This is a genomic window from Xanthomonas sp. WHRI 1810A (genome assembly GCF_040202885.1).
In the GTDB taxonomy this organism is placed as follows: Bacteria; Pseudomonadota; Gammaproteobacteria; order Pseudomonadales; family Pseudomonadaceae; genus Aquipseudomonas.
This window is the reverse complement of sequence record NZ_JBEGED010000001.1, coordinates 243,603-268,552: the sequence shown is the minus strand read 5'-3', so window position 1 is coordinate 268,552 and position 24,950 is coordinate 243,603. Positions and strand designations below refer to the sequence as shown.

Here is a 24,950-nt window from a genome sequence, read left to right as displayed (position 1 = left end):
ACGGATTCTGTAGGAGTACATCGTGCGTAAGTTGACCCAATTGGCATTGCTGGCAGCGGTTTTGATTTCCACTCCCGTCTTTGCCGACATGAAAATCGCTGTACTGAACTATCAAATGGCGCTGCTGGAATCTGACGCAGCCAAGAAATACGCCGTTGATGCCGAGAAGAAGTTCGGCCCACAGCTGGCCAAGCTCAAAACGCTGGAAAGCAGCGCCAAGGGTATTCAGGACCGTCTCGTTGCCGGTGGCGACAAGATGGCCCAGCCGGAGCGTGAGCGTCTTGAGCTTGAGTTCAAGCAAAAGGCCCGTGACTTCCAGTTCCAGTCCAAGGAGCTGAACGAAGCCAAGGCCGTTGCTGACCGCGAGATGCTCAAGCAACTCAAGCCAAAGCTGGATCAGGCTGTGGAAGAAGTGATCAAGAAAGGTGCCTTTGATCTGGTGTTCGAGCGCGGTGCTGTGATTGATGTCAAACCTCAGTACGACGTCACTCGCCAGGTCATCGAGCGCATGAATCAGCTGAAGTAACTTCATGACCGCGACTATCAAGCTCGGCCAACTGGCCGAGTTCCTCGGCGCCACGCTTCGTGGCCCCGCGGACAAGGACATATCCGGACTGGCCACTTTGCAAGAGGCCGGGCCCGGTCAGGTCAGTTTCCTGGCCAATCCGCAATATCGTAAATTCCTCGCCACGACCCACGCCTCTGCAGTGCTCCTGAAGCCTGAAGATGCAGACGGTTTTGCCGGGGACGCGCTTCTGGTCGCCAATCCGTACCTCGCGTATGCACGGATTTCCCACCTGTTCGATCCAAAGCCCAAGGCCAGTGCCGGCATTCACCCGACTGCCGTCGTGGCGGATGACGCCTCCGTTGACCCCACCGCCAGCGTGGGTGCTTTCGCCGTGATTGAGAGCGGAGCGCAGATTGCTGCCGGCGTCACCGTGGGTGCGCATTGCTTCATCGGCGCGCGCTGCATCATCGGGGAAGGCGGCTGGCTCGCCCCCCGCGTGACGCTGTATCACGATGTTCGCATCGGTCAGCGCGTGGTCATTCAGTCAGGTGCAGTGCTGGGCGGCGAAGGCTTCGGTTTCGCCAACGAGAAGGGTGTCTGGAACAAGATTGCACAAATTGGTGGCGTCACCATCGGCGACGACGTGGAGATTGGCGTGAACACCGCCATCGACCGTGGCGCGATGGACGACACACGGATCGGCAACGGCGTGAAGCTGGATAACCAGATTCAGATCGCGCACAACGTCCAGGTCGGTGATCACACCGCCATGGCGGCCTGCGTAGGGATCTCCGGCAGCTCGAAGATCGGCAAGCATTGCATGCTCGCGGGTGGCGTCGGGCTGGTGGGGCACATCGAGATTTGCGACGGGGTTTTCATCACCGGAATGACCATGGTCACCCGGTCGATCACCGAGCCTGGCTCCTATTCATCAGGCACCGCGATGCAGCCAGCCGCCGAATGGCGCAAGAGCGCAGCGCGGATGCGTCACCTCGATGAGATGGCGCGTCGTCTGCAGCAGCTGGAAAAGATTGTTGAGGCCGTGACCTCAGGCGGTAAAGCTTCATCTGATGGCTGATACCTTTTTCTTATCAAGCGTGCATAGCCGATACACTGCCTCCTTGATTTGCTAGAGGAGTGCCGCGCAACCGCCGCGCACTCCCAATCTTTACTACAGGCTTCCTCTCGAAATGATGGACATCAACGAAATTCGTGAATACCTGCCTCACCGTTACCCGTTCCTGTTGGTGGATCGAGTGGTGGAGCTGGATGTTGAGAACAAAAGGATTCGCGCCTACAAGAACGTCAGCATCAATGAGCCGTTCTTCAACGGCCATTTTCCGCAGCACCCCATCATGCCCGGCGTCCTGATCATTGAAGCCATGGCGCAAGCAGCCGGGATTCTCGGGTTTAAAATGCTTGACGTGAAACCTGCCGATGGCACGCTCTATTACTTCGTGGGCTCTGACAAGCTGCGCTTCCGCCAGCCAGTGCTGCCGGGTGACCAACTGATCCTTGAAGCGAAGTTTCTCAGCTGCAAGCGTCAGATCTGGAAGTTCGAGTGCCAGGCGTCGGTAGACGGCAAACCAGTATGCTCCGCAGAAATTATCTGTGCGGAACGTAAACTATGAGTTTGATTGACCCTCGCGCAATCATCGATCCGACAGCCGTCCTGGCTGACAGCGTTGAGGTCGGCCCTTGGTCGATCGTCGGAGCCGGTGTGGAAATTGGCGAGGGTACCGTGATCGGTCCACATGTGATCCTTCGCGGACCGACCAAAATCGGTAAGCACAACCACATCTATCAGTTCTCCTCGATAGGTGAGGACACCCCTGACCTGAAATACAAGGGCGAGGCGACCCGCCTGGTCATTGGCGATCACAACGTGATTCGTGAAGGGGTGACGATTCATCGCGGCACGATTCAGGACCGCGCGGAAACCACGCTGGGCGATCACAACCTGATCATGGCCTACGCCCATATCGGCCATGACAGCGTCATCGGCGATAACTGCATCCTGGTCAACAACACGGCCCTGGCCGGTCACGTCCACGTCGACGACTGGGCGATCCTCTCCGGCTTCACACTGGTTCATCAGTATTGCCGTATCGGCGCCCACAGTTTCTCGGGCATGGGCACCGCCATCGGCAAGGACGTTCCGGCGTTCGTCACCGTATTCGGCAACCCGGCTGAGGCGCGCAGCATGAACTTCGAAGGCATGCGCCGTCGTGGGTTCTCCGAAGCATCCATCCATGCGCTGCGCAGTGCCTACAAAGTGGTTTATCGCAAAGGGCTGACAGTCGATCAGGCCATCGCCGAGCTCGCTGAGCCTGCCGCCCAATTCCCCGAAGTCGCTTTGTTTCTTGAGTCCATCCAGACTTCGACCCGCGGCATCACCCGCTAATCATGGCTGCCCTGCGTGTCGCACTGGTTGCCGGCGAAGCCTCGGGCGATATCCTGGGCTCAGGGCTGATGCGTGCCCTCAAGGCCCGTCACCCGGACGTCCAGTTTATCGGCGTCGGCGGTCCGCTCATGGAAGCCGAAGGGCTGACCTCCTATTTCCCCATGGAGCGCCTGTCAGTCATGGGACTGGTGGAAGTCCTCGGCCGCCTGAAAGAGTTGCTGGCTCGCCGCAAGGCGTTGATTCAGACGCTCATCGGCGAAAAGCCCGACGTCTTCATCGGCATCGACGCGCCTGATTTCACTCTCAACATCGAACTCAAACTGCGGCAGGCCGGGATCAAGACCGTCCATTACGTCAGCCCGTCGGTGTGGGCATGGCGGCAGAAACGCGTGCTCAAGATTCGCGAAGGCTGCGACCTGATGCTGACGCTGCTGCCGTTCGAAGCCCGTTTCTATGAAGAGCAAGGCGTGCCGGTGCGGTTCGTCGGCCATCCGCTGGCCGACACCATCCCTCTGGAAGCCGATCGTGAGGGCGCTCGCGCTCAACTGAAGCTGGGCAGCGAGCCGGTGGTTGCGCTTATGCCCGGCAGTCGCGGCGGTGAAGTCGGGCGTTTGGGCGCGCTGTTCTTCGATGCTGCCGAACACTTGCTGGCAGCGCGTCCCGAGCTGCGCTTTGTGTTGCCCTGCGCAAGCCCTCAACGACGCGCGCAGATCGAGCAACTGCTTGAGGGACGCGACTTGCCATTGACCTTGCTCGACGGTCAGTCCCATGTGGCGCTGGCGGCCTGTGATGCGGTGTTGATCGCCTCGGGCACGGCCACGCTGGAAGCGCTGTTGTACAAACGACCGATGGTGGTCGCTTATCAAATGGCGCCGCTGACCTTCTGGATTCTCAAGCGTATGGTGAAAAGTCCGTACGTCTCCCTGCCCAATCTGTTGGCCCAGCGTTTGCTGGTCCCGGAACTGTTGCAGGATGCCGCCACCGCCGATTCGCTGGCCCGCACGTTGCTGCCGTTGCTCGAAAGCGGCGCAGCGCAGACCGCCGGTTTCGACGAAATTCACCGGACCTTGCGTCGCGATGCATCCAATCAGGCCGCCGAAGCGGTGCTGAACCTGATTGGCGCCTCGTCTACACAATGAGTACGCGTCAAATGCAAATGGGTTTGAACTTCAATCTGGTCGAAGAACTGGTCGCCGGCGTCGATGAAGTGGGCCGTGGCCCGCTCTGCGGCGCCGTCGTGACTGCTGCAGTGATCCTCGATCCCCGGCGTCCCATCCTGGGGCTCAACGATTCAAAAAAGCTCACTGAGGCCAAGCGCGAAAGGCTGTTCGACGAGATTTGCGAGAAAGCGCTGTGTTGGCACATCGCCCGAGCGGAGGTCGATGAGATCGACGAGCTCAATATCCTTCACGCCACCATGCTGGCAATGAAGCGTGCGGTCGAAGGTTTGATCATCACGCCGAAACTGGCGTTGATCGATGGCAATCGTTGCCCGCAACTGTCGGTGCCCAGTGCCCCGGTGATTCAGGGCGACGCCCAGGTCCCGGCCATTGCGGCGGCATCGATTCTGGCCAAGGTCAGCCGAGATCGGGAAATGGCGGCCATGGAGCTGATTTATCCGGGCTACGGGATCGCCGGGCACAAGGGGTATCCCACCCCGGTGCATCTTGAAGCCCTGGCGCGCCTGGGTCCGACGCCGATTCACCGGCGCTCGTTCGCGCCTGTGCGGGCCGCCTACGACGCCCGTGACATGATGATCGCCACCTCGCTCACGCCGTTGCCGTTCTACTGATCGTGCTGATGTTTTGATAAGAGGTCGGTACACTCCGGCCCTCGTTTTCTGTGCTTGATAGGATCACCCATGCCGGCTTCTTTTGTTCACCTGCGCCTGCACACCGAATATTCCCTGGTTGATGGTCTGGTCCGGGTCAAACCGTTGGTCAAGGCACTGACCGCGATGAATATGCCTGCGGTGGCGGTGACCGATCAGCACAACATGTGTTCGCTGGTCAAATTCTATAAGGCAGCCATGGGCGCGGGCATCAAGCCGATCTGCGGCGCCGATCTGTGGCTCGCCGGCAGGGACAAGGACGCTGCGCTAAGCCGGATCAGCCTGCTGGTCATGAACGCCAAGGGTTACCGCAACCTCACCGAACTGATCTCCCGTGGCTTCATCGACGGGCAGCGCAATGGGCTGGTGATCATCGAGCGTGAATGGATCGCCGAAGCCAACGAGGGTTTGATTGCCCTGTCCGCTGCCAAAGAAGGCGAGATCGGCATGGCCTTGCTGGGCGGCAATCCGGGCGAGGCTGATCTGCTGCTCAAGGAATGGATGGGCGTTTTCCCGGACCGTTTTTACATTGAGGTCCAGCGCACCGCCCGCATCAACGACGAAGAACACTTGCACGCGGCTGTGGCCCTGGCCGAGCGTCACGGTGCGCCGCTGGTGGCGACCAACGATGTGCGCTTCATCAAGCAGGAAGATTTCGAAGCCCACGAAACCCGCGTATGCATTGGCGAAGGCCGTGCCCTTGATGATCCGCGCCGCTCGCACAATTACAGTGATCAGCAATACCTGAAAAGCGCCGCCGAAATGGCCGAGCTGTTCAGCGACCTGCCGGATGCGCTGGAAAATACCGTCGAGATCGCCAAACGCTGCAACATCGATGTGAAGCTGGGCACGGCCTTTCTGCCCAACTTCCCGATTCCCGATGGCATGACCATGGATGAGTATTTCCGCAAGGTGTCGTTCGATGGTCTTGAAGAACGCCTTGCGGTCCTCTGGCCCCGGGAGACCACGCCCAACTACGAAGAAAAGCGTCAGGTGTATGTCGACCGGCTGAATTTCGAGCTGGATATCATCATCCAGATGGGCTTTCCCGGTTACTTCCTGATCGTGATGGACTTCATCCAGTGGGCCAAAAGCAACGGCGTGCCGGTGGGGCCTGGCCGGGGTTCGGGTGCCGGATCGCTGGTCGCGTACGTGCAAAAAATCACCGACCTTGACCCGCTGCAATACGACCTGCTGTTCGAACGATTCCTGAACCCGGAACGGGTCTCCATGCCCGACTTCGACGTCGACTTCTGCATGGACGGTCGTGATCGGGTGATCGATTACGTGGCCGAGAAATACGGCCGCAATGCCGTGAGCCAGATCATCACCTTCGGTTCCATGGCGGCCAAGGCGGTGGTCCGTGACGTGGCGCGGGTGCAGGGCAAGTCCTACGGGCTGGCGGATCGCCTGTCGAAAATGATTCCGTTCGAAGTCGGCATGACCCTCGAGAAGGCGTATGAGCAGGAAGAGATCCTGCGTGACTTCCTCAAGGTCGACGAAGAAGCCGCCGAAATCTGGGAAATGGCACGCAAGCTCGAAGGCGTGGTGCGTAACGTCGGCAAGCACGCCGGTGGTGTGGTTATCGCGCCGACCAAGCTGACCGACTTCTCGGCGATCTATTGCGATGAAGAAGGCGGCGGCCTGGTCACTCAGTTCGACAAGGATGACGTTGAAGCCGCAGGCCTGGTGAAGTTCGACTTCCTCGGGTTGCGGACGCTGACCATCATCGACTGGGCGCTCAAGACCATCAACCGCGACCGCGCCAAGGTCAATGAGCCGCCGCTGGACATCGCGTTCATTCCGCTGGACGACGCCCCGACCTACGAGCTGCTGCAGAAAGCCGAGACCACGGCGGTGTTCCAGCTTGAGTCGCGCGGCATGAAAGAGCTGATCAAAAAGCTCAAGCCCGACTGCCTGGAAGACTTGATCGCCCTGGTGGCGTTGTTCCGTCCGGGCCCGTTGCAGTCCGGCATGGTGGATGACTTCATCAACCGCAAGCACGGTCGCGCAGAACTGTCGTACCCGCACATCGATTATCAGTATGAAGGCCTCAAGCCGGTGCTGCTGCCGACATACGGCATCATCCTGTATCAGGAACAGGTGATGCAGATCGCCCAGGTGATGGCGGGCTACACGCTCGGCGAGGCGGACATGCTTCGTCGTGCAATGGGTAAGAAAAAGCCCGAGGAGATGGCCAAGCAGCGGGGCGGTTTCATTGACGGGTGCAAGACCAACAATATCGACCCGGACCTGGCCGGTAACATTTTCGACCTGGTGGAAAAATTCGCTGGTTACGGCTTCAACAAATCCCACTCGGCGGCGTACGGGCTGGTTTCCTACCAGACTGCGTGGCTGAAGAAGCACTATCCGGCGCCGTTCATGGCGGCGGTGTTGTCTGCGGACATGCACAACACCGACAAAGTCGTGACGCTGATCGAGGAGGTGCGCACTATGAAGCTGCGCCTCGATCCCCCGGACGTGAACAGCTCTGAATTCAAGTTCACCGTGGACGACGATGGCCGCATTCTGTATGGCCTTGGCGCCATCAAGGGCGTGGGCGAGAGTCCGGTCGAGGCGATCACTGAAGCGCGGATGGACGGCCCTTTCACCGACCTGTTTGATTTCTGCGCCCGTGTGGACCTCAAGCGCGTCAACAAGCGCACGCTCGATGGCTTGATTCGCAGCGGCGCGCTGGACCGTCTCGGGCCGTACTTTTTTGACGAACCCAAACCGTATCAGGCCAACATCGACCGTAACCGCGCGGTATTGCTGACTGCGCTGGCAGAGGCGATTCAGGCCGCCGAGCAAACTGCGCGCAGCCATGACAGCGGCCATGCCGACCTGTTTGGCGGTCTGTTCGTGGAAGAAGATACCGATGTGTATGCCAACTATCGCGCCACGAAGGAAGTCACGCTCAAAGAGCGGCTTCGCGGGGAAAAGGAAACCCTGGGGCTGTACCTGACTGGCCACCCGATCGATGAATACGAAGGCGAGATCAGGCGCTTTGCCCGTCAGCGCATCGTCGATCTAAAGCCGGCTCGGGACACTCAGACGGTTGCCGGCCTGATCATCAACCTGCGGGTGATGAAGAACAAAAAAGGCGACAAGATGGGTTTCATCACCCTCGATGACCGCTCCGGACGTATTGAGGCGTCGCTGTTTGCCGAAGCCTTCCACTCCGCCCAGTCGCTGTTGCAGACCGACGCGATGGTCGTGGTGGAAGGGGAGGTCAGCACGGACGACTTCTCCGGTGGCCTGCGTTTGCGGGCCAAGCGTGTCATGAGCCTGCAGGAGGCGCGCACCGGTCTGGCTGAAAGTTTGCGCCTGACCGTGCGCAGCGAAGCGCTCAAGGGCGATCGGCTACGCTGGCTGGGCGAGCTGTGCAAAAAGCATCGCGGCGCCTGTCCGATTACACTCGACTACACCGGGCTGGACGCCAAGGCGTTGTTGCAGTTTGGCGAAGCGTGGCGAATTGATCCCGCAGACAGCTTGATTCAAGCGTTGCGTGACCAGTTCGGACGAGAGAACGTCTTCCTGCAGTATCGTTGAACGCACAGGCGCGGGCAGGAGCGATTGCCGCAAGGCAGGCTTCATGCAGCGCTTGTTCTCAGCCCTGAATTTTTAATCTCGACCTGAATGCGCCATCTCCCTTATGGTATGGCGCTTACGGATCAACCGGCCGGCCTCTTGGCCGTCGACCCAAGACGGATGCCTATGAACCCGAACTTCCTGGATTTCGAACAGCCGATTGCTGACCTGCAAGCCAAGATCGAAGAGCTGCGTCTGGTTGGCAATGACAATTCGCTGAACATCGGCGACGAAATCTCCCGACTGCAAGAGAAGAGCAATACGCTCACCGAAAGCATTTTCGGCAATCTGACCAGTTGGCAGATCGCGCGCATGGCGCGTCATCCACGCCGCCCGTATACCCTGGATTACATCCAGCACATCTTTACTGAATTCGACGAGCTGCACGGCGACCGGCACTTCTCCGACGATGCTGCCATCGTCGGCGGCATTGCCCGGCTGGAGAATCAGCCGGTGATGGTCATCGGTCACCAGAAAGGCCGTGAAGTGCGCGAGAAGGTTCGCCGCAACTTTGGCATGCCGCGTCCTGAAGGCTATCGCAAGGCCTGCCGTCTGATGGAAATGGCCGAGCGTTTCAAGATGCCGATCCTGACCTTCATCGACACCCCGGGCGCCTACCCAGGCATCGACGCCGAAGAGCGTAACCAGAGCGAAGCGATTGCCTGGAACCTGCGCGTCATGGCCCGTCTGAAAACCCCGATCATCGCCACCGTGATTGGCGAGGGAGGCTCAGGCGGTGCCTTGGCGATTGGCGTTTGCGACCAGTTGAACATGCTGCAGTACTCCACTTACGCCGTGATCTCGCCTGAAGGCTGCGCTTCCATTCTGTGGAAAACGGCCGAGAAGGCGCCGGACGCCGCTGAAGCCATGGGTATCACGGCAGATCGCTTGAAAGGCCTGGGCATCGTCGACATGGTCATCGGCGAGCCTCTGGGCGGTGCGCATCGTGATCCCGCCAAGGCGGCTGCTTCGATTCGTGAAGAGTTGAGCAGTCAGCTGTCCATGCTCAAGGGGTTCAACACCGACGAGCTGCTGGCTCGCCGTTATGATCGCCTGATGAGCTACGGGATCTGATCCAGCGCTTTTGGTTGTGACTGTCCGGCCAGCGTTACGCAGGGTCTTTCCAGCATGAGCAAGCCGGACGCCATCAAAAAAGAACTCACCGCCCGTCTGCTCTCGCGCCTGGCCTCCTGGCGCGAGGCAGCCGGTTGGCGCATCGCCTTCTCCGGTGGCCTCGATTCCACCGTCCTGCTGCACCTGCTGGCGGACCTGTCCCGGCACGAATCCCTTCCCCCGCTGCACGCGTTGCATATCCATCACGGCCTGCAAGCCGCTGCCGACACCTGGCCGGCGCACTGCCGTCGTGTCTGTCAGATTCTGGACGTTCCGTTGCAGGTCATTTCGGTGCAGGTTCGTTCTGGCCCGAGCATCGAGCAATCCGCCCGTGAAGCACGCTATGCCGCGTTCAGTGAGGCGCTGCTGGAGGACGAGGTGTTGCTGACCGCCCAGCACCGGGACGATCAAGCCGAGACCTTGCTGTTCCGCTTGCTGCGCGGCGCTGGCGTGCGCGGGCTGGCGGCGATGCCTTTTGAGCGCAAGTTGGGCCTGGGCAGATTGTTGCGCCCGCTGCTGGATGAGTCCCGCGAGCGGCTTGAGGCCTACGCCCGGGAACAGGGCTTGAGTTGGGTGGAGGACCCGAGCAATGAAAACGGGCGCTTCTCGCGCAACTACCTGCGGCACCGGGTCATGCCACTGCTGACCTCGCGCTGGCCGCAGGCGGTGGCGAGCATGGCGCGTACGGCCAGTCATCTGGCCGAGGCGCAGACACTGCTGACGGAAATGGCGGAACAGGACCTGGCGCAAGCGACCACCGACTCGCCTTTCGACTGGCTGAACATCCCCTCGCTGGCGCTGGCCCCGCTGGAGGCATTGTCACCGGCGCGGCAACGCAACGCGCTGCGTCATTGGCTCGGCTCACGAACCCGTCTGCCCGACAGTGATCACTGGGCCGGCTGGGACAGCCTGCGCGATGCCGGGCCCGACGGCCGCCCGATCTGGCGTCTGACTGACGGGCAACTGCACCGTGCCGAAGGCCGCATCTGGTGGCTCGAAGGGGTCTGGATGCGCAATGTCAGCGGCGCTCACGCCTGGGCTGTCCCCGACGATGCGTTGATCCTGCCGGGCAATGGCCAACTGATGTTCATTGGCGAGCCGCCCAAGGGTGGTTTGCATATGCACTACCGGCAAGGCGGCGAGGTGATGAATCTGCCCGAGCGCGGTCGACGTGATCTCAAGCGACTGCTGAACGAGCGCGGTGTGCCGGTTTTCCTGCGCGGCCGATTGCCGCTGTTGTACCGCGGCGAAGAGTTATTGGCCATCGCCAACCTGCCCGGACTGGACGCAGAGCCCCGTGGCCACTGGCGTTTGCACTGGGCGCCACCGACGAATGACCAAAGTTTGAGCTGAAAGGGCGTTTCCGGTAGACTACGCTCCCTTCTTGATACAGCTTATGTCGAGTCATTCCGATCGATGAAAGTTGCCGATTACCAGCCAGTCTTTACTGGGCGATTCTCAAAATGTGGCGAGCTATGGACAGGCCTTTTTTCGGTCGGTCGTTTCCGGCGCAACAGTTTCAGAAATGCACTGTGAGGCACGCAGGATATCGGGGGCTTCGGCCTTCCTTCGCTTTCCCCGGCGGCTCTGACCGCTTTAACGCAGACTTCTAGGGTTTTTCATGACGCGCTACATCTTCGTCACGGGCGGTGTTGTTTCTTCATTGGGGAAAGGCATTGCTTCGGCTTCATTGGCGGCCATCCTGGAGGCGAGGGGACTTAAGGTCACCATGCTGAAACTGGATCCGTACATCAACGTCGATCCGGGCACCATGAGCCCTTTCCAGCACGGTGAAGTGTTTGTGACCCACGACGGGGCCGAAACGGACCTGGACCTGGGTCACTACGAGCGCTTCATTCGCACCACCATGACCCAGAACAACAACTTCACAACCGGACGCGTTTACGAACACGTCCTGCGCAAAGAGCGCCGTGGTGATTACCTGGGCGCGACCATTCAGGTCATCCCGCACATCACCGACGAGATCAAGCGCCGCATCATCAAGGGTGCCGGCGACGCGGATGTCGCACTGGTCGAGATCGGCGGCACCGTGGGTGACATCGAGTCGCAACCGTTCCTCGAAGCGATTCGTCAACTGCGCTTCGAAGTCGGCGCACGCCGCGCGATGTTGATGCACCTGACACTGGTGCCCTACATCGCGACCGCGGGTGAAACCAAGACCAAGCCGACGCAACACTCGGTCAAGGAATTGCGTTCCATCGGTCTGCAGCCTGACGTGCTGGTCTGCCGCTCCGATCACCCGATCGATATCTCGTCGCGTCGCAAGATCGCGCAGTTCACCAACGTCGAAGAGCGTGCCGTTATCGCGCTGGAAGACGCCGACACCATTTACAAGATTCCCGGCATCCTGCACTCGCAAGGCCTGGACGACTTCGTCGTCGAGCGCTTCGGTCTGCAATGCTCGGGCGCGGATTTGTCCGAGTGGGAAGCAGTGGTCGACGCCAAGCTCAACCCTGAGCACGAAGTCACCATCGCCATGGTCGGCAAGTACATGGAGCTGCTGGACGCCTACAAGTCGCTGATCGAAGCGATGAGTCACGCCGGCATCACTAACCGCACCAAGGTCAATCTGCGCTACATCGATTCCGAAGACATCGAAAACCAGGGCACCGGCCTGCTGGAAGGCGTGGACGCGATTCTGGTACCGGGCGGCTTCGGGCTGCGTGGCGTGGAAGGCAAGATCACTGCCGTTCAGTTCGCTCGCGAAAACAAGGTGCCGTACCTGGGTATCTGCCTGGGCATGCAAGTGGCGGTCATCGAGTTCGCACGTAATGTGCTGGGCTGGAAAGACGCCAACTCCACCGAGTTCGATCGCAGCAGCCCGCACCCGGTTGTCGGCCTGATCACCGAGTGGGAAGACGCCACCGGCGCGGTCGAAACCCGTACCGAAACCTCCGATCTGGGCGGCACCATGCGTCTGGGTGCACAGGAATGCCAGCTGGAAAATGGCTCACTGGTGCATGACTGCTACGCCAAGGACGTGATCGTCGAGCGTCACCGTCATCGTTATGAAGTGAACAACAACCTGCTGCCGAGCCTGATCGAAGCCGGGCTGAAAATTTCCGGTCGTTCCGGTGACGGCGCGCTGGTTGAAGTGGTCGAAGCGCCGGATCATCCGTGGTTCGTGGCCTGCCAGTTCCACCCGGAGTTCACCTCGACGCCACGTGACGGTCATCCGCTGTTCAGCGGTTTCGTCAAGGCAGCGCTTGTTCAACACCAGAAAAAAGCCTGATAGGGAACTCATTACATGGCACAGAAAATCATCCGCGTCGGTTCCATCGACATTGCCAACGACAAGCCCATGGTCTTGTTTGGCGGCATGAACGTCCTGGAATCGCGGGACATGGCCATGCAGGTCTGCGAAGAATACGTGCGGGTTACCGAGAAACTCGGTATCCCTTACGTGTTCAAGGCGAGCTTCGACAAGGCCAACCGTTCCTCGGTGACGTCTTACCGCGGGCCGGGCCTGGAAGCGGGCATGCGGATTTTCGAAGAGATCAAGCGCACCTTCAACGTGCCGGTGATCACTGACGTGCATGAGCCGGATCAGGCCGCAACGGTGGCTGAAGTCTGCGACATCATTCAGTTGCCGGCGTTTTTGTCCCGTCAGACCGACCTGGTGGTGGCGATGGCCAAGACCGGTGCGGTGATCAACATCAAGAAGGCCCAGTTTCTCGCGCCCCAGGAAATGAAACACATCCTGGCCAAATGCGAAGAGGCGGGTAACGACCAGTTGATCCTGTGCGAGCGCGGTTCGAGCTTCGGCTACAACAACCTGGTGGTGGACATGCTCGGCTTCGGCATCATGAAGTCGTTCGAATACCCGGTGTTCTTCGACGTGACCCACGCCCTGCAAATGCCGGGCGGTCGTTCGGATTCGGCGGGCGGTCGTCGTGCCCAGGTCACCGACCTGGCCAAGGCCGGCATGAGCCAGGGGCTGGCAGGGCTGTTTCTCGAAGCCCATCCGGACCCGGACAACGCCAAGTGCGACGGTCCGTGTGCGTTGCGCCTGAACAAGCTCGAGCCGTTCCTGACCCAGCTCAAGACCTTGGATGACCTGATCAAAAGCTTCCCGTCAGTAGAAACCGCGTAAGACAGGCTTTTCCGGCACTGCACCCTCCGGTAAAGTGCCGCTCGTTTGATTCCCGACCAATGGGTCGGGAATTTTGTCGTTTCAGGGCCTGCCCGTTGTCCTAGAGCCTTGAGATGCTCAGCCGTTTCCTCGCTGCGTCGTTTTCGTCAATCCTGGAGTGTTCACAACAATGGCAAAAATCGTCGACATCAAAGGTCGTGAAGTTCTCGACTCCCGTGGCAATCCCACCGTGGAAGCAGACGTGCTCCTCGACAACGGCATCATCGGCAGTGCCTGCGCGCCGTCCGGTGCTTCCACCGGCTCGCGTGAAGCACTTGAGCTGCGTGATGGCGACAAGGGCCGTTACATGGGCAAGGGCGTACTGAAAGCGGTCGCCAACATCAACGGTCCGATCCGCGACCTGCTGATGGGTACGGACCCGGTTGATCAGAAGGCGCTGGACCACGCGATGATCGCGCTGGACGCCACTGAAAACAAAGCCAGCCTGGGTGCCAACGCGATCCTCGCTGTGTCGCTGGCCGCCGCCAAGGCTGCCGCCCAGGATCAGGACCTGCCGCTCTACGCGCACATCGCCAACCTGAACGGCACGCCGGGTGTCTACTCGATGCCGGTCCCGATGATGAACATCATCAACGGTGGCGAGCATGCCGATAACAACATCGACATTCAGGAATTCATGATTCAGCCCGTCGGCGCCAAGACCTTCTCCGAAGGCCTGCGCTGGGGCACTGAAATCTTTCACCACCTCAAAGCCGTGCTCAAGGCCCGTGGCCTGAACACTGCAGTGGGCGATGAAGGCGGTTTCGCACCGAACCTGAACTCCAACGCCGACGCGCTGGACGCCATCGCCGAAGCAGTCGCCAATGCCGGTTACAAGCTGGGCACCGATGTGACCCTGGCGCTGGATTGCGCGGCCAGCGAGTTCTACAAGAACGGCAAGTACACGCTGAGCGAAGAAGGCGAGTACGACTCTGCCGGTTTCGCTGACTATCTGGCGGACCTGGTCAGCAAGCACCCGATCATCTCAATCGAAGACGGTCTGGATGAATCCGATTGGGCAGGCTGGAAAGTCCTGACCGACAAGATCGGCGACAAGATCCAGCTGGTGGGCGACGACCTGTTCGTGACCAACACCAAGATCCTGAAAGAAGGCATCGACAAGAAGATCGCCAACTCGATCCTGATCAAGTTCAACCAGATCGGCACCCTGACCGAAACGCTCGAAGCCATTCAAATGGCCAAGGCAGCCGGTTACACCGCGGTGATCTCCCACCGTTCGGGCGAAACCGAAGACTCGACCATCGCCGATCTGGCCGTGGGCACGTCTGCCGGGCAGATCAAAACCGGTTCCCTGAGCCGCTCCGATCGTATCGCCAAGTACAACCAGCTGCTGCGTATCGAAGAGCAATTGGGCAGCAAGGCACCTTACAATGGTCGCGCCGAGTTTCGCGGCTGAGTCGGAGATGGTAAAAAGGCAGCAGGCGTTGTAGGGGGATTCGTTTTTTTAAGCGAGTTTTCAAACGTCCTGATCCATGAGCCCGGTGAACACCGGGCTTTTGGTTGTTTCGCTTGGTCGGCTCTGCTGTCTTTTCTTCACCGGGTAACTGATATTTCCAATGCGCAGTCCTAATTGGTTGTTCCTTGTTCTGCTCTTGCTGCTTGCTGGTCTGCAATACCGTCTGTGGGTCGGTAACGGTAGCCTGGCGCAGGTGGCCAGCCTGACTCAGCAAATTGCCGATCAACATGCCGAAAACGATGTCCTGCTGGAGCGTAACCGTGTCCTTGACGCGGAAGTGCTGGAGCTGAAGAAAGGTCTGGAGACCGTCGAAGAGCGTGCCCGTCACGAACTGGGCATGGTGAAGGACGGCGAAACCCTCTACCAGTTGGCGCAATGACGTTGGTGCAATGACAGATTCCATTCCTGCCTTTTGGGCAGTGATTCCCGCAGCGGGCATTGGTGCTCGCATGGCGGCAGACCGTCCCAAGCAGTACCTGACGCTGGGCGGCCTCACCATTCTGGAACACAGCCTGCTTTGTTTTCTCGATCACCCCCGGCTCAAGGGATTGGTGATCAGCCTGGCCGTGGACGATCCGTACTGGCCGACGTTGCCCTGCGCCCTGGACTCGCGAATCGTGCGGGTGGATGGCGGCAAAGAGCGTTCGGGTTCAGTCCTCAACGCGTTGCTGCACCTGCATGCCCACGGCGCTGACGATAACGATTGGGTGCTGGTGCACGACGCGGCGCGGCCTAATCTGGCGCGCAGCGATCTGGATAATCTGCTTGGCGAACTGGCTGACGACCCTGTCGGCGGCCTGCTTGCCGTGCCGGCCAAAGACACCCTTAAGCGCGCTGACAGCAATGGGCGCGTGACCGAGACCGTCGACCGCAGCCTGATCTGGCAGGCCTACACGCCGCAAATGTTTCGCCTGGGGGCGTTGCATCGGGCGTTGGCGGACAGCCTGGTGTCGAACGTCGCGATCACCGATGAAGCGTCGGCCATTGAGTGGACCGGGCAATCGCCGCGCCTGATTGAAGGGCGGGCCGACAACATTAAAGTCACGCGCCCGGAAGATCTGGAGTGGTTACGGCAGCGGCGTGGGGATTTCAATCGATAATCTGTAGGAGCGAACTTGTTCGCGAAGCAATGGATCTGGCTCGGCGCAAAGCCGCTTCGCCAACAAGTTGGCTCCTACAGAGACTCATCCGTTGCGGCCTCTTTTCACAAATATTCCTCCCGCATCGCCAACCCCGCCTTCAGATAATCCACCAGCTTCCTCACCTTGGGCGACAGATGCCGTTGCTGGGGATACAGCCCCCACACTGCCGTGTTGGGCGGTTGGTGCGCTTCGAGCAACGAGATCAGCGCGCCGCTCTTCAGATGCCCCAGCACGTAATAGTCCGGAAGCTGACAGATCCCCGCGCCATGCAGTGCCGCGTCCAGCACCGCCTGACCACTGTTGCAGCGCCAATTTCCGTGAATGCGTTGGGAAAATTCCTTGCCGTTCTGCTGCAACAACCACGTATCCGAGCTACCGATCAGGCAGTTATGCCGACTCAGTTCCGACACACTGTGCGGGCGACCGTAGCGCTGAACGTAGGAAGGCGCCGCGCACAGGTACATCCTGCGCGGCGCCAGGCGCGTCGCGACCAATCGCGACTCCTGCAGACGGCCAAGCCGGATCGCCAGGTCCATGCCCTCGTGCACCAGGTCCAGCGTGTTGTTGGTCAGCTCGATGTCCACGCGCAATTGCGGGTACTCGTCCATGAAACGCGTGACCAGAGGCGCGATAAAGCGCTCGCCGTACGCCACAGCGCAAGTCATGCGCAGCAGGCCTTTGGGTTCGCTGGTGAGATCGCCCACCGCGCGCAGCGCTTCTTCGCGCCCGTCCTGCAACCGTTGGCAGTGATGCAGAAAGGTCTGGCCGGCCTCGGTCAACGCCACCCGCCGTGTGCTGCGGTACAGCAGCTTGGTTTGCAGACGCTCCTCCAGCCGCGCGATCTGCCGACTGATGTGCGACGACGACATGCCGAGGCGCTCAGCGGCCGCGGTGAACTGTCCACACTCGGCCACGGCGACAAACTCGTCCATACCTTCCCAGCTGTTGGCGTGCATCGATTGTCCCTGTACAGCACTAATGTTTTGCTTTCGGCCTGATTATTCATCATTCATCGATGTATTACACTCCATGGCTTGTGCTTACTTCGCTGGAGAAAATTTGATGATCAAGTCACGCGCCGCTGTAGCCTTCGGCCCCAACCAACCGTTGCAAATCGTTGAAGTGGATGTCGAGGCGCCCAAAGCGGGTGAGGTGCTGGTCCGTATCGTGGCCACCGGCGTCTGCCACACCGATGCCTACACCTTGTCCGGCGCGGATTCCGAAGGGGTGTTCCCATGCATACTCGGGCACGAAGGCGGCGGTATCGTCGAGGCCGTGGGCGAAGGCGTGACCTCGCTGGCAGTAGGCGACCATGTGATCCCGCTGTACACGGCCGAGTGCCGCGAGTGCAAATTCTGCCTGTCCGGCAAAACCAACCTCTGCCAGAAAGTGCGCGCCACCCAGGGCAAGGGCCTGATGCCGGATGGCACCACGCGTTTCAGCTACAACGGCGAGCCGGTTTACCACTACATGGGCTGCTCGACCTTCTCCGAGTACACCGTGCTGCCGGAAATTTCCCTGGCCAAGATCCCCAAAGAAGCGCCGCTGGAAAAGGTCTGCCTGCTGGGTTGCGGCGTCACCACCGGCATAGGCGCCGTGCTGAACACTGCCAAGGTTGAAGAAGGTGCAACCGTCGCCGTGTTCGGCCTGGGCGGCATCGGCCTGGCGGCGATCATTGGTGCGAAGATGGCCAAGGCGTCGCGCATCATTGCCATCGACATCAACCCGGCGAAATTCGATGTGGCACGTGAGCTGGGCGCTACCGATTTCATTAACCCCAAAGAACACGACAAGCCGATTCAGGACGTCATCGTCGAGCTGACTGATGGCGGCGTGGACTACAGCTTTGAATGCATCGGCAATGTGGGCCTGATGCGCGCGGCCCTGGAATGCTGCCACAAGGGTTGGGGCGAGTCGGTCATCATCGGCGTTGCGCCGTCCGGCCAGGAAATCTCTACCCGTCCATTCCAGCTGGTGACCGGCCGCGTCTGGCGCGGTTCGGCGTTCGGCGGCGTAAAGGGGCGCACCGAACTGCCAAGCTACGTCGAGAAATCCCAGACCGGCGAGATCCCACTCGATACCTTCATCACCCACACCATGGGCCTGGACGCAATCAACGAAGCGTTCGACCTGATGCACGAAGGCAAGAGCATCCGTACCGTCATTCATTTCTAAACAGCAGCTTCAAGCTGCAAGTTTCAAGCTGCAAGCGGGCGCGCGTATGACCCTTCTTGCAGCCTGTAGCTTGCGGCTTGCAGCTGGGAGCCTGCGACCATGACCCTTGAAAATCTCTCGTGCCAGAAAAGCTTCGGCGGCTGGCACAAGCGTTACAAGCATCATTCCGATGTGCTCGGCTGTGACATGACCTTCGCCGTTTACCTGCCGCCCCAAGCGGAGCAGGGCGGCAAACTGCCGGTGGTGTACTGGCTGTCCGGACTGACCTGCACCGACGAAAACTTCATGCAGAAGGCCGGCGCCCAGCGGGTGGCCGCCGAGCTGGGGTTGATCATCGTTGCCCCCGACACCAGCCCGCGCGGCCCCGACGTTCCGGGCGATCCGGACAATGCCTGGGACTTCGGGCTGGGTGCCGGTTTTTACCTCAATGCCACGCAGCAACCCTGGGCCCGGCATTACCACATGCACGACTACGTGGTGAACGAGCTGCCCGCGTTGGTTGAAGCCCATTTCCCGGCGTCCGATGTGCGCGGCGTCAGCGGTCATTCGATGGGCGGTCACGGCGCATTGGTGTGTGCCTTGCGCAACCCCGGTCGCTACCAGTCGGTCTCGGCGTTCTCGCCCATCACCAATCCGATGGATTGCCCGTGGGGGCAGAAAGCCTTCTCCCGTTTCCTCGGTGAAGACCGTGCTCGCTGGCGCGAATGGGACAGCTGCGCCCTGATCGCCGAAGCGACCGAGAAGCTGCCGATCCTGGTGGATCAGGGTGATCGGGATGATTTCCTGGCCACTCAACTCAAGCCTGAAGCGCTGATCCAGGCGGCGAAATCCGCCGATCATCCGCTTGATCTGCGGTTGCAACCGGGCTATGACCACAGCTATTTCTTCATTGCCAGCTTCATCGAAGACCACCTTCGTCATCATGCGCGCGCCTTGATGCGCTAATGAGCAACAAAGTAGGTAGAATCACGCCCTGACTTTTTCAGGGCGTTTTTTTATGCGTATTGGCCACGGCTACGATGTGCACCGTTTCGCTGAAGGCGATTTCATTACCTTGGGTGGGGTGCGGATTGCGCACAAGTCCGGTCTGCTTGCCCATTCCGATGGCGACGTGCTGCTGCATGCGCTAAGCGATGCGTTGCTGGGGGCTGCTGCGCTGGGCGACATCGGTAAACACTTCCCCGACACTGACCCGCAATTCAAGGGTGCGGACAGCCGCGTCCTGTTGCGCCATGTCCTCAAGCAGTTGCAGGCCAAGGGCTGGAAGGTCGGGAACGTCGACGCCACCATCGTGGCCCAGGCGCCGAAGATGGCCCCGCACATCGACGCCATGCGTGCCTTGATCGCCGCTGACCTGCAGGTTGATCTCGACCAGGTCAACGTCAAGGCCACCACCACCGAAAAGCTCGGGTTTACCGGCCGTGAAGAAGGCATCGCGGTGCACGCCGTTGCATTGTTGATTGCCGCATGACCGAACTCGAGCTGCTGGGCCCGCGTGCTTACGGAGACGCCTTGGGCACTGCCGTCCTGAAGGCCATTACTGAAGACTTCCAGGTCGATGAAGTGCTGGACATACCGTTGTCCGGCGATGGCGAACACCTTTGGCTTTGGGTGGAAAAGCGCGGCCTGAATACCGAAGAGGCAGCCCGTCGACTGGCCAAGGCCGCTGGCGTGCAATTGCGTACGGTCAGCTATGCCGGGTTGAAGGATCGCCAGGCGCTGACCCGTCAGTGGTTCAGCATCCAGTTGCCCGGCAAGGCCGATCCGGACCTGTCCGCCGCTGAAAACGACACGCTGAAAATCCTCAAGAGCACACGGCACAAACGTAAATTGCAGCGCGGCGCCCACGCCGCCAACGGCTTCACGTTGCGCCTGACTCAGTTACACGCTGATAAGGCGGCGCTGGACCAGCGGCTTGAATCGATCAAGCAGCAGGGCATCCCCAATTACTTTGGTGCCCAGCGTTTCGGTTACGACGGTGGCAACGTCGGCGAAGCGCGGCAGTACGCCGAGCGCAAGGCCCTGCCCGAACAACGTAACGTGCGGTCGCGGCTGCTGTCGACGGCCCGCAGCTACCTGTTCAACAAGGTGTTGGCCGCCCGCGTCAGTGATGGCAGCTGGCAGCGTGCACAGGTTGGCGACTTGCTGGCCTTTACCGACAGCCGCAGTTTTTTCCCGGCCGGCGAGGCAGAATGCAGCGATCCGCGTCTGGCGATCCTCGATCTGCACCCGACAGGGCCACAGTGGGGCGAGGGCGATTCGCCCGCCTCAGGTGTGACCGCCGAGCTTGAAAACGCTGTCGTTGCCGACGAAGCGGTGTTGCGTGACTGGTTGATCAGAGCCGGCATGGAGCACGAGCGGCGCATCCTGCGACTGCCCATTGGGCAGTTGACGTGGCATTATCCCGAGCCTGACATTCTGCAACTGGAATTCGTTCTACCGGCCGGATGCTTCGCCACCGTTTTGGTGCGCGAACTCGTCGATCTGGCGCCGGTGGGGCAGACGGACAGCTCATGCGTATTCTGATTTCAAATGACGACGGGGTCACTGCACCCGGTCTGGCTGCGCTCTATGGCGCGCTGGCTGACTATGCCGAGTGCGTGGTCGTGGCGCCCGATCAAGACCGAAGCGGCGCGAGCAGTTCGCTGACGCTGGATCGGCCGTTGCACCCCCATACGCTGGATAACGGCTTCATCAGCGTCAACGGCACGCCGACCGATTGCGTTCACCTCGGGCTCCATGGCCTGCTGGAGGTCGAGCCGGACATGGTGGTGTCCGGGATCAACCTGGGCGCTAACCTGGGCGACGATGTGCTGTATTCGGGCACGGTCGCAGCGGCACTGGAAGGACGATTTCTGCAACGGCCTTCATTTGCCTTTTCATTTTTGTCACGTCAGGTCGATAACCTCGCAACCGCTGCTCATTACGCCCGATTGCTGGTCCAGGCTCATGAGCAACTCGATCTGCCACCTCGCACTGTATTGAATGTGAATATTCCGAATCTGCCGCTCGAACACATCCGCGGCATCCAGCTGACCCGACTTGGGCACCGCACGCGTGCTGCGGCGCCCGTGCGCGTGGTTGACCCCCGTGGCCGGGCCGGCTACTGGATCGCTGCGGCCGGTGACGCCGAGGATGGCGGACCGGGCACGGACTTCCATGCGGTGATACAAGGTTATGTATCGATCACCCCGTTGCAGCTGGATCGAACCTATCAGGACGGTTTCAACAGCCTGAACGCTTGGCTGGAGGGAATGGCCTGATGTCGCGTGAACAAGATGACCTGTTGCGTCGTGGCGTGGGAATGACCTCCCAGCGTACGCGTGAGCGTTTGATTCAACGTTTGTATGAAGAGGGCGTGTCCAACGCGCAAGTGCTGGACGTGATCCGCAAGACGCCTCGCCATTTGTTCGTGGACGAAGCGCTGGCGCACCGCGCCTACGAAGACACCGCGCTGCCCATCGGTCATAACCAGACCATTTCCCAACCGTACATGGTGGCCCGCATGAGCGAATTGCTCCTGGCGGCAGGCCCCCTGGACAAAGTGCTGGAGATCGGCACCGGGTCGGGTTATCAGACCGCCGTCCTGGCGCAGTTGGTCGAGCGGGTCTTTTCGGTTGAGCGGATCAAGGTGCTTCAGGACCGCGCGAAGGAACGACTGGTCGAGTTGAACCTGCGCAATATGGTCTTCCGATGGGGTGACGGTTGGGAAGGTTGGCCGGCGCTGGCACCCTACAACGGTATTATCGTCACCGCGGTGGCCACCGATGTGCCTCAGGCGCTGCTTGATCAGCTGGCACCCGGCGGCCGCCTGGTCATTCCGGTGGGGTCTGGCGAAGTGCAGCAGTTGATGCTGATCATCCGTGAAGAAAACGGTTTCTCACGTCACGTCCTCGGCGCCGTACGTTTCGTGCCGCTGCTCAATGGGCCACTGGCATGACGCTCGTTTTGCGCGGGTACTGAATTCTCATCCATGCCGTCGGTCTACAGGCTGGCATTTTGACGCTTAGCGAGATTCGAGTGCCTGCAACCACACCAGCGCATACCAACACCAGTTATCGTCAAGCTGTCAGTCGTGCATACGGCACAATGGACAGCTTCAATTCAGTCACCAGTAAAGGGAGTGGCGGGTGAGTCTCACAGTCATTCGGCAGCGTATGTCTTCAACAAGTTTTCAGCGGCTGGTGACTGGCATTGCCCTCAGTGTCCTGTTGGTCGGCTGCTCCAGCACTCCGACCGGGGGCGTGCGGGTTGTCGACCGCAATGGCAAACCCGTCGCACCTCAGCGTCAGCCGGTGACCACCGGGCAATACGTGGTCAAGCGTGGGGACACGCTGTTTTCCATCGCATTTCGTTACGGTTGGGACTGGAAAGCCCTGGCCGCTCGCAACAGCATTCCCGAGCCTTTCACCATTCACGTCGGTCAGACGATTCGCTTTGACGGTCGATCAAATGCCTCTTCGGGGAGCGTTGCTTCCGCGCCGGCTGTAGTCCCGCAGACCACCACCCGCAGTTCGACGTCTCCTTCGGGCTCGGTCAAAACCACGGTTATCTCCCGGCCCGTGGGGGTTGCACCCGTGGTTGCGACGACCCCGGCGACCACTCCGGTCGTCGCTGGCGTGAAGTCTGCGAGCGGTTGGGCATGGCCGACAAATGGCATTGTGATCGCCAGATTTTCTTCAAACGGTAGTTTGAATAAAGGAATTGATATCGCTGGGGATTTGGGACAGCCTGTTTTGGCTGCGTCTGATGGCTCGGTGGTGTACGCCGGGAGTGGCTTGCGGGGCTACGGCGAGTTGATCATCATCAAACACAGCGATACCTACGTCAGTGCTTACGGTCACAACCGTAGGCTGTTGGTTCGGGAGGGGCAGCAGGTCAAGGTCGGGCAAACAATTGCCGAGATGGGATCGACGGGTACTGACCGGGTGAAACTGCATTTTGAGATTCGCCGACAGGGTAAACCTGTAGATCCTGTGGAATTTTTGCCGCGTCGTTGATCAGTTGTCAGCCTGTTCCTGCCGTAGAGGGAACAGGCTCAAGCGTTGCCATGGAAGAAACAGGCGCCGCTAGAGCTTGAGGTCGAACTCACCAAAGGACTATAACAATGGCTCTCAGCAAAGAAGCGCCGGAGTTTGACATAGACGATGAAGTTCTCCTGATGGAGCATCCAATCGTCCTGGACACCGCACCGGACAAGAAAAAAGCTGCGCCTTCTGTCCGTGCCAAGGCCAAAAACTCCACAGCGCTCAAGCAGCACAAATACATCGACTACACACGGGCGCTTGACGCCACTCAGCTTTACCTCAACGAAATCGGTTTTTCTCCCTTGCTCTCGCCGGAAGAGGAAGTCCATTTTGCGCGTCTGTCGCAAAGCGGCTGTCCGGCCGGGCGCAAACGCATGATCGAAAGCAATCTGCGGCTGGTGGTGAAAATCGCCAGGCGTTACGTCAATCGCGGCCTCTCATTGCTGGACCTGATCGAAGAGGGCAACCTTGGCCTGATTCGAGCGGTCGAGAAATTCGATCCGGAGCGCGGTTTCCGTTTCTCTACCTACGCGACCTGGTGGATTCGTCAGACCATCGAGCGCGCCATCATGAATCAGACCCGCACCATTCGGTTGCCGATTCATGTGGTCAAGGAACTCAATGTGTACCTGCGGGCCGCACGCGAGTTGACGCAAAAGCTCGATCACGAACCTTCTCCCGAAGAAATCGCCAACCTGCTGGAAAAGCCCGTCGGCGAGGTCAAGCGCATGCTGGGCCTGAACGAGCGGGTGTCATCGGTTGATGTGTCTCTGGGGCCTGATTCAGACAAGACCCTGCTCGATACGCTGACGGATGATCGCCCGACCGATCCTTGCGAGTTGCTTCAGGATGACGATCTGTCGCAGAGCATTGATCAGTGGCTGTCGGAGTTGACCGACAAGCAGCGTGAAGTGGTCGTACGCCGCTTTGGCTTGCGCGGGCACGAAAGCAGTACGCTGGAGGACGTAGGCCTGGAGATTGGTCTGACCCGTGAGCGGGTCAGGCAGATTCAGGTCGAGGGCCTGAAGCGCCTTCGTGAAATTCTTGAAAAAAACGGCCTGTCGAGTGAGTCACTGTTCCAGTGATGCAGTGACGGGCAGTGCCGTTTAAGTGTCAGAAAAGCCCCGATCATTCGGGGCTTTTTTATGGGCGTTCTCGCGGTATGTCTTGCATGAGCGCTCGCGGCACATTGGATTTCTCATATAAAACGTCCAGCAGCCTGACCTCCCTTTCGAGCGTAAGCCATCGCTTACTCGTGGTGTAAGCGATGGCTTTGTCGGCGGGAGCGATATAGAGCCATCAAGCGTAGGACCGATCTTATCTATCTGAATTGGCTGAATATTTTCTGGAGAAGTCCTGGGCCGCAGGTATTTTTTTGAAAGGTTTGCCGGGTTGCTCGCGGCGTTCAAACCACTAGTATCAGCACTGTGTCGAGGGATCGACGCAAGCGGTCAAGGAAGACTGCTCAGGGACATCGCAGGAAGCGATTCATCAGGATGATGAATAGGATTAAAGGGATTATGGAAAAA

Annotated in this window: 23 protein-coding genes; 22 read left to right on the top strand and 1 reads right to left on the bottom strand. The window is 59.9% G+C overall.

Annotation, left to right across the window (positions count from 1 at the left end; translation table 11 throughout):
• Positions 1–22 precede the first annotated feature (22 nt).
• The 14 genes from ABQX22_RS01230 (at position 23) to ispD (ending at position 16,177) form a co-directional block, all read left to right on the top strand.
• Positions 23–526, top strand: coding sequence for an OmpH family outer membrane protein (locus ABQX22_RS01230; RefSeq protein ID WP_268799918.1), 504 nt, complete (start codon positions 23–25; stop codon positions 524–526).
• A 4-nt stretch (positions 527–530) separates the two neighbouring features.
• A complete protein-coding gene (gene lpxD / locus ABQX22_RS01225) occupies positions 531–1,586 on the top strand; it encodes a UDP-3-O-(3-hydroxymyristoyl)glucosamine N-acyltransferase (protein ID WP_349795669.1) in 1,056 nt (351 codons plus the stop codon).
• 112 nt (positions 1,587–1,698) lie between these two features.
• Complete coding sequence (gene fabZ / locus ABQX22_RS01220; protein WP_349795667.1) at positions 1,699–2,139, top strand: 3-hydroxyacyl-ACP dehydratase FabZ; 441 nt, start codon at positions 1,699–1,701, stop codon at positions 2,137–2,139.
• Complete coding sequence (gene lpxA, locus ABQX22_RS01215) at positions 2,136–2,912, top strand: acyl-ACP--UDP-N-acetylglucosamine O-acyltransferase (protein ID WP_349795665.1); 777 nt, start codon at positions 2,136–2,138, stop codon at positions 2,910–2,912. Before fabZ ends, lpxA begins: the two co-directional genes overlap by 4 nt.
• Positions 2,913–2,914: 2 nt before the next feature.
• Positions 2,915–4,051, top strand: a complete 1,137-nt coding sequence (gene lpxB / locus ABQX22_RS01210) for a lipid-A-disaccharide synthase (protein ID WP_349795663.1) — start codon at positions 2,915–2,917, stop codon at positions 4,049–4,051.
• 11 nt (positions 4,052–4,062) lie between these two features.
• A complete protein-coding gene (gene rnhB, locus ABQX22_RS01205) occupies positions 4,063–4,704 on the top strand; it encodes a ribonuclease HII (protein ID WP_349795661.1) in 642 nt (213 codons plus the stop codon).
• Between the two features lie 69 nt (positions 4,705–4,773).
• Positions 4,774–8,295: a DNA polymerase III subunit alpha gene (dnaE, locus tag ABQX22_RS01200; RefSeq protein WP_349795659.1), complete on the top strand. Its 3,522-nt coding sequence runs from the start codon at positions 4,774–4,776 to the stop codon at positions 8,293–8,295.
• Positions 8,296–8,460: 165 nt separating this feature from the next.
• Positions 8,461–9,408 (top strand): acetyl-CoA carboxylase carboxyl transferase subunit alpha, encoded by a 948-nt coding sequence (gene accA, locus ABQX22_RS01195; RefSeq protein ID WP_349795657.1) that lies wholly within the window; start codon positions 8,461–8,463, stop codon positions 9,406–9,408.
• A 54-nt stretch (positions 9,409–9,462) separates the two neighbouring features.
• Complete coding sequence (gene tilS / locus ABQX22_RS01190; RefSeq protein ID WP_349795655.1) at positions 9,463–10,800, top strand: tRNA lysidine(34) synthetase TilS; 1,338 nt, start codon at positions 9,463–9,465, stop codon at positions 10,798–10,800.
• A gap of 268 nt (positions 10,801–11,068) precedes the next feature.
• Entirely contained in the window at positions 11,069–12,700 is a 1,632-nt protein-coding gene (locus ABQX22_RS01185; protein WP_349795654.1) for a CTP synthase, read from the top strand.
• Positions 12,701–12,715: 15 nt separating this feature from the next.
• On the top strand, positions 12,716–13,561 hold the full coding sequence (gene kdsA, locus ABQX22_RS01180; RefSeq protein ID WP_349795653.1) for a 3-deoxy-8-phosphooctulonate synthase: 846 nt from the start codon (positions 12,716–12,718) through the stop codon (positions 13,559–13,561).
• A 169-nt stretch (positions 13,562–13,730) separates the two neighbouring features.
• Complete coding sequence (eno, locus tag ABQX22_RS01175; RefSeq protein ID WP_349795652.1) at positions 13,731–15,017, top strand: phosphopyruvate hydratase; 1,287 nt, start codon at positions 13,731–13,733, stop codon at positions 15,015–15,017.
• A 160-nt stretch (positions 15,018–15,177) separates the two neighbouring features.
• Positions 15,178–15,456 (top strand): cell division protein FtsB, encoded by a 279-nt coding sequence (gene ftsB / locus ABQX22_RS01170; protein WP_331189073.1) that lies wholly within the window; start codon positions 15,178–15,180, stop codon positions 15,454–15,456.
• Positions 15,457–15,466: 10 nt separating this feature from the next.
• Positions 15,467–16,177, top strand: coding sequence for a 2-C-methyl-D-erythritol 4-phosphate cytidylyltransferase (gene ispD, locus ABQX22_RS01165; protein WP_349795651.1), 711 nt, complete (start codon positions 15,467–15,469; stop codon positions 16,175–16,177).
• A gap of 104 nt (positions 16,178–16,281) precedes the next feature.
• Here ispD and ABQX22_RS01160 read toward each other — a convergent pair whose 3' ends face one another.
• On the bottom strand, positions 16,282–17,175 hold the full coding sequence (locus ABQX22_RS01160; RefSeq protein WP_349795650.1) for a LysR family transcriptional regulator: 894 nt from the start codon (positions 17,173–17,175) through the stop codon (positions 16,282–16,284).
• A gap of 109 nt (positions 17,176–17,284) precedes the next feature.
• Here ABQX22_RS01160 and ABQX22_RS01155 point away from each other — a divergent pair, with 109 nt between their 5' ends.
• The 8 genes from ABQX22_RS01155 to rpoS all read left to right on the top strand — a co-directional run bounded on the left by ABQX22_RS01155 (position 17,285) and on the right by rpoS (position 24,506).
• Complete coding sequence (locus ABQX22_RS01155; RefSeq protein ID WP_441005234.1) at positions 17,285–18,394, top strand: S-(hydroxymethyl)glutathione dehydrogenase/class III alcohol dehydrogenase; 1,110 nt, start codon at positions 17,285–17,287, stop codon at positions 18,392–18,394.
• Between the two features lie 99 nt (positions 18,395–18,493).
• The gene (gene fghA, locus ABQX22_RS01150; protein WP_349795647.1) at positions 18,494–19,339 is read left to right on the top strand and encodes an S-formylglutathione hydrolase; all 846 of its coding nucleotides are present in this window, start codon (positions 18,494–18,496) and stop codon (positions 19,337–19,339) included.
• A gap of 52 nt (positions 19,340–19,391) precedes the next feature.
• Complete coding sequence (gene ispF / locus ABQX22_RS01145; protein ID WP_349795645.1) at positions 19,392–19,865, top strand: 2-C-methyl-D-erythritol 2,4-cyclodiphosphate synthase; 474 nt, start codon at positions 19,392–19,394, stop codon at positions 19,863–19,865.
• Entirely contained in the window at positions 19,862–20,920 is a 1,059-nt protein-coding gene (truD, locus tag ABQX22_RS01140) for a tRNA pseudouridine(13) synthase TruD (protein WP_349795644.1), read from the top strand. Before ispF ends, truD begins: the two co-directional genes overlap by 4 nt.
• Positions 20,908–21,657, top strand: coding sequence for a 5'/3'-nucleotidase SurE (surE, locus tag ABQX22_RS01135; protein WP_349795642.1), 750 nt, complete (start codon positions 20,908–20,910; stop codon positions 21,655–21,657). Before truD ends, surE begins: the two co-directional genes overlap by 13 nt.
• Positions 21,657–22,334 carry a protein-L-isoaspartate(D-aspartate) O-methyltransferase gene (locus ABQX22_RS01130; RefSeq protein WP_349795640.1) on the top strand — a complete coding sequence of 226 codons (678 nt, stop codon included), beginning with the start codon at positions 21,657–21,659 and terminating at the stop codon, positions 22,332–22,334. Before surE ends, ABQX22_RS01130 begins: the two co-directional genes overlap by 1 nt.
• A 190-nt stretch (positions 22,335–22,524) precedes the next feature.
• On the top strand, positions 22,525–23,394 hold the full coding sequence (locus ABQX22_RS01125) for a peptidoglycan DD-metalloendopeptidase family protein (RefSeq protein WP_349795638.1): 870 nt from the start codon (positions 22,525–22,527) through the stop codon (positions 23,392–23,394).
• A 107-nt stretch (positions 23,395–23,501) separates the two neighbouring features.
• A complete protein-coding gene (rpoS, locus tag ABQX22_RS01120) occupies positions 23,502–24,506 on the top strand; it encodes an RNA polymerase sigma factor RpoS (RefSeq protein ID WP_349795636.1) in 1,005 nt (334 codons plus the stop codon).
• Positions 24,507–24,950 lie beyond the last annotated feature (444 nt).

Excerpts from the sequence above, each read along its gene's own strand:
- lpxD (WP_349795669.1), top strand. The coding sequence starts at position 531 with ATGACCGCGACTATCAAGCTCGGCCAACTGGCCGAGTTCCTCGGCGCC.
- fabZ (WP_349795667.1), top strand. The coding sequence starts at position 1,699 with ATGATGGACATCAACGAAATTCGTGAATACCTGCCTCACCGTTACCCG.
- lpxA (WP_349795665.1), top strand. The coding sequence starts at position 2,136 with ATGAGTTTGATTGACCCTCGCGCAATCATCGATCCGACAGCCGTCCTG.
- lpxB (WP_349795663.1), top strand. The coding sequence starts at position 2,915 with ATGGCTGCCCTGCGTGTCGCACTGGTTGCCGGCGAAGCCTCGGGCGAT.
- rnhB (WP_349795661.1), top strand. The coding sequence starts at position 4,063 with ATGCAAATGGGTTTGAACTTCAATCTGGTCGAAGAACTGGTCGCCGGC.
- dnaE (WP_349795659.1), top strand. The coding sequence starts at position 4,774 with ATGCCGGCTTCTTTTGTTCACCTGCGCCTGCACACCGAATATTCCCTG.
- accA (WP_349795657.1), top strand. The coding sequence starts at position 8,461 with ATGAACCCGAACTTCCTGGATTTCGAACAGCCGATTGCTGACCTGCAA.
- tilS (WP_349795655.1), top strand. The coding sequence starts at position 9,463 with ATGAGCAAGCCGGACGCCATCAAAAAAGAACTCACCGCCCGTCTGCTC.
- ABQX22_RS01185 (WP_349795654.1), top strand. The coding sequence starts at position 11,069 with ATGACGCGCTACATCTTCGTCACGGGCGGTGTTGTTTCTTCATTGGGG.
- kdsA (WP_349795653.1), top strand. The coding sequence starts at position 12,716 with ATGGCACAGAAAATCATCCGCGTCGGTTCCATCGACATTGCCAACGAC.
- eno (WP_349795652.1), top strand. The coding sequence starts at position 13,731 with ATGGCAAAAATCGTCGACATCAAAGGTCGTGAAGTTCTCGACTCCCGT.
- ftsB (WP_331189073.1), top strand. The coding sequence starts at position 15,178 with ATGCGCAGTCCTAATTGGTTGTTCCTTGTTCTGCTCTTGCTGCTTGCT.
- ispD (WP_349795651.1), top strand. The coding sequence starts at position 15,467 with ATGACAGATTCCATTCCTGCCTTTTGGGCAGTGATTCCCGCAGCGGGC.
- ABQX22_RS01160 (WP_349795650.1), bottom strand. The coding sequence starts at position 17,175 with ATGCACGCCAACAGCTGGGAAGGTATGGACGAGTTTGTCGCCGTGGCC.
- fghA (WP_349795647.1), top strand. The coding sequence starts at position 18,494 with ATGACCCTTGAAAATCTCTCGTGCCAGAAAAGCTTCGGCGGCTGGCAC.
- ispF (WP_349795645.1), top strand. The coding sequence starts at position 19,392 with ATGCGTATTGGCCACGGCTACGATGTGCACCGTTTCGCTGAAGGCGAT.
- truD (WP_349795644.1), top strand. The coding sequence starts at position 19,862 with ATGACCGAACTCGAGCTGCTGGGCCCGCGTGCTTACGGAGACGCCTTG.
- surE (WP_349795642.1), top strand. The coding sequence starts at position 20,908 with ATGCGTATTCTGATTTCAAATGACGACGGGGTCACTGCACCCGGTCTG.
- ABQX22_RS01130 (WP_349795640.1), top strand. The coding sequence starts at position 21,657 with ATGTCGCGTGAACAAGATGACCTGTTGCGTCGTGGCGTGGGAATGACC.
- rpoS (WP_349795636.1), top strand. The coding sequence starts at position 23,502 with ATGGCTCTCAGCAAAGAAGCGCCGGAGTTTGACATAGACGATGAAGTT.